At 39.0% G+C, this 4,007-nt stretch carries 4 protein-coding genes; 2 read left to right on the top strand and 2 right to left on the bottom strand.

The annotated features are described in order from the left end of the window. Positions 1–12 precede the first annotated feature (12 nt). Positions 13–906: a glycosyltransferase gene (locus AC1DPZ_RS23420; protein WP_477408004.1), complete on the bottom strand. Its 894-nt coding sequence runs from the start codon at positions 904–906 to the stop codon at positions 13–15. A gap of 327 nt (positions 907–1,233) precedes the next feature. On the opposite strand from AC1DPZ_RS23420, the gene AC1DPZ_RS23425 reads away from it, so the two are divergent. After that, the gene (locus AC1DPZ_RS23425; protein WP_477408006.1) at positions 1,234–2,241 is read left to right on the top strand and encodes a hypothetical protein; all 1,008 of its coding nucleotides are present in this window, start codon (positions 1,234–1,236) and stop codon (positions 2,239–2,241) included. Between the two features lie 54 nt (positions 2,242–2,295). Here AC1DPZ_RS23425 and AC1DPZ_RS23430 read toward each other — a convergent pair whose 3' ends face one another. Beyond that, on the bottom strand, positions 2,296–2,979 hold the full coding sequence (locus tag AC1DPZ_RS23430) for a porin family protein (protein ID WP_477408008.1): 684 nt from the start codon (positions 2,977–2,979) through the stop codon (positions 2,296–2,298). Positions 2,980–3,171: 192 nt separating this feature from the next. Here AC1DPZ_RS23430 and AC1DPZ_RS23435 point away from each other — a divergent pair. Beyond that, positions 3,172–4,007 (top strand): glycoside hydrolase family 3 N-terminal domain-containing protein (locus AC1DPZ_RS23435; protein ID WP_477408010.1); only part of this gene is annotated, 836 nt, incomplete at its 3' end.

The raw sequence follows: 4,007 nt of genomic DNA on the forward strand, positions 1-4,007 counted from the left end.
ATATATAGCAGGCTAAAGCTGTGTACTGCTTAAAGTAAGGTATTTTTTAATGATATAGAATTTCAGTTTAAAAAATAGCTTAATGTCGAGGCTTAAAAACTTTTTATTTTTCCAAAGCATTTTAAATGCAGTTGTAATAGGATAGTTGAACTTGATTAGTTGATCAATGAAATTTTTAAAAGTATTTTTTTCTATATAAACAACCTCGTGGGGCGTAAGTGCTCCAACATCTTTAGGCAAATATTTGTTCCATTTGTCATGAAGTTTTAAATTTTCCTTCATCCAGGTTTGGTCGTAAACGCCTTCAGAAAAATGATCAAGTAGCATATCATAACTAACAGCCACCTTATACTTTTGACCCACCGATAAAGAGAAATCAATGTCATAACCGTGAAATTTTTTGAAAGTGATTTCGTCAAACATAATTTCTTCGGCTATACTTTTAGTTGTCATCATAAATACGCCATCAACGCAAGCCACTTCTGCCAGGTTTTGATTATTGGGGTTATGATAAACATGTTTTGACAGCTTTTTTTTATGCTTATATGATTGGATAATATTGGTGTATGTGGTATTTATTCCTGCCCCTCCCCAACCAGACGGACTTATTGGTTTATAACTGCTGCCCGCGATACCTACTAAACCTAATGATGGGTCGTTATAAAAAAGACCTTTAAGTTTTTGGCCCCAATTATGGGTCTTTATTAACACATCTTCATGCATGAAGCATAAAATATCATATTGAGCTTTGAAAATGCTTTGGTTATAAACTTGGCATATACCCATTTCGCCGTTGCTGTTGTTGGTTGAAATTATTTCGTAAGGAACCCCGATTGTAGCTGCAATATTATCTCTTACCTGTTTAAGATGAGCACTATTTGCAGATGAAATAATAATTGAGATCATTATTAATTAATTGTTTTTGACAAAAGCAGTTCAGTAATATAACGAATAATTATCGCTTTTAATACAATAATCATTCCTAACATTAGCATTACGTGTAGTTTTGTTAATTCGATACAGCGATGATATTGAAAATATGGTAAAATAAGCCCTTGAATGATTTTAAATGGAGAGAATGGCTTTAGCTGATCTTTTATATCTGGGGTAATTAAACTTTTGCTGCACCTTAGTAAAATAATGAATAGTTTTTGCTGCATTATCATCAGAACACCTATATTTAAAAACTAATTTAAACTATTCAATTAATCAATTTTAACGGTACCTGTTGATGTGATAAAGTGCTATGCAAATACCAAAATATACATTTTTTGTCCCGGGGGATTTGCAACAGGTGGCCCCGAAGCACTGCATCAATTAGGAGCACAACTTATATCATTGGGCTTTGATGCTTATATGTATTACTATTCTCCCGCACCCGATTCAGGCGATTTGGTGCATAACAACTATAAAAAATATAATGTGCCGGTAGCGGGGGAACCCGAGAATGAGCCGCAACACATCATTATATTACCAGAAACCTATTTAATACCCATTTTTGAATACAATTATCACAGGATAAGGAAAATAATCTGGTGGTTAAGCGTAAATAACTATTACATTACGCAGCAGTATATAGTGGATAGTATAAAACACAAAAAGTTTTTTAAGCTTCGTACTTACTTTGGCAGTTTCCGCATAGCGTCATTCAGCAAGCTCAGACGTCGCCAAATTCAGCACATCAGCCACTCTTATTATTCGCAGGTGCATCTGCTCGAGAATGGCGTAAAACCTGCAGGGCGAATTTCTGATTATATGAACAACGAGTTTTTTGATGGCGTTGATGAAAGTATCGCCAAAGAAAATATCATTATTTACAACCCGGTTAAAAATGATGAGTTTTTGGACCAGATCATCAGTTTAACCCCAACTTTAAATTGGATACCTATAAAAGGCATGATACCGACACAGGTAGCTGACTTGATGAACAAGGCAAAATTATATGTAGATTTTGGCTACCACCCTGGCAAGGAGCGCATGCCGCGCGAAGCCTGTATTATGCGCTGTTGCATGATAGTTGGCAAAAACGGTTCTGCGGCGTATACAGAAGACATGCCCATCCCCGAACGATACCGGTTTGATAAAAGTGCGGATCTGATTCCCGAAATTATCACACGAATTAACGAATGCCTTGGCAGTTATGAAACCCTGGTAACAGATTTTGAACCTTACAGGAAGGTGCTTTACCGCGAGGAGCAGGAGTTTAAAAATGATGTACAAAAAGTATTTGTAAGGGCATAAAAAAAGCCACCTGGCAATCCCGAATGGCTTTTTAAAGTGTTTTAGCAGCTGCCTTTACTGAAACTTAAATCCCAACCCAACCTGCCAAACCTGGTTGCGGTAATCGGGCAGGTATGAATCATTGTCGGGATGATTGGCCGATAGGTCGATATTATATCTTGCCCTCAGTTCTACATTCCTGGCAACATCAACACTTAAGCCTATAACGCCGCTTACATTGGTTTGGTCGCCGCGGTTATTATAAAAATGTTCGTAGTCGGTAACAAAATCGGTTTGATACGTGTTATTGGTTGATGTTAAAAAATTAATCGAAGGGCCTACCAGGAAGTTAAAGTTTGGTGCAAGCTTAACTTTTAACAGCAACGGCACATCAATGTAATTGGTACGCTGTGTAAACCTGCCATATTCGGTATTTGCGGCATATCCCTTGCCTGAATACATAATCTCGGGGGCAAACGATAACGGGTAAACAATAGGAATATCCAACGTTAAACCTGCATGAAACCCGGCTATGGCATCGGTACTGAAATTAGAATCATACGCATCAATGGTGTTCGAGATATTTAAACCGGCTGCTAAGCCAACTTTTACACGGTAAAAGTCATTGTCCTGGCGGCGGAACCTTTCGCGTCTTTCATCCCTATGTGGTGGTCTGCGGCGCGGAGGCCCATAATATCGCTGCGCACTGGCGGTGTATGCTGTAAATAAGCATAAGGCTAAAAAGATAAATTTTTTCATTTTATAGTTGTTTTTAAAGGTAATGAAGCTACCATGAGCGTTGTTTTAATTTTTGCTCATGATGTATTCATGATTAGTTTGTTTTATATCCATAGAGTAAAAATTAAGCCAAAGGTTTATTACAGGGTTTAATTTTTGTAATAATTGCATGCCAATCAATCTGCCAAAACAACATTTATACTACATTTGGAAATGCCAAAATTGAAAACCAGTTATTGTTTTATCTTAATTATCACCCTTAATTTTATTGCTGTAAATGCTTTTGCACAAAAGGAAAGCTATATAGAGAGTTTAAATAAGCAAAACCACTGGGTCGATTCGGTTTACAAAAAGCTGAGCAAAAAGCATCGCGTTGCGCAGCTGCTTTTTGTACGGGCACATACTAATAAGGGCCAGGCTTACGAAGATTCGGTAGCCAAGGTGATCAAAAAACAGCAAATCGGCGGCCTTGTATTTTTCCAGGGTGGCCCCGGCAGGCAGGTTAACCTCACCAATAAATACCAGCAACTGGCAAAAGTGCCCTTACTGATAGCCATGGATGGCGAATGGGGCCTGGGGATGCGTTTGGACTCCACTATATCATACCCCTACCAGATGACCCTGGGCGCCATACAGGATAATAACCTGGTATACAAAATGGGACAGCAGGTAGCCTATGATTTCAAGCGGATAGGTGCCCAGATAAATTTAGGCCCCGATATGGATGTAAACAATAACCCCAACAATCCGGTGATCAATTACCGGTCCTTTGGCGACAATATGTACAATGTGGCCAAAAAAGGCATTGCTTATTTTAAAGGTATGCAGGATGCAGGTTTACTCACCACAGCCAAGCATTTCCCCGGCCATGGCGATACCAATGTGGATTCGCATTTTGATTTGCCGCTGTTGCCTTACAGTCGCGGCAGGTTAGATTCATTGGAAGAATATCCTTTCCGCGAGGCCATCAACGCCGGCATTAGCGGTGTGATGATAGCACACATGAGTATCCCCGCGCTGGATAGCACCACACATTTACCGTCAACCCT

The organism is Mucilaginibacter sp. P4_G9, assembly GCF_056400985.1.

Bases quoted from the DNA above. Each gene is read 5' to 3' on its own strand.
- AC1DPZ_RS23420 (WP_477408004.1), bottom strand. From the start codon at position 906: ATGATCTCAATTATTATTTCATCTGCAAATAGTGCTCATCTTAAACAG.
- AC1DPZ_RS23430 (WP_477408008.1), bottom strand. From the start codon at position 2,979: ATGAAAAAATTTATCTTTTTAGCCTTATGCTTATTTACAGCATACACC.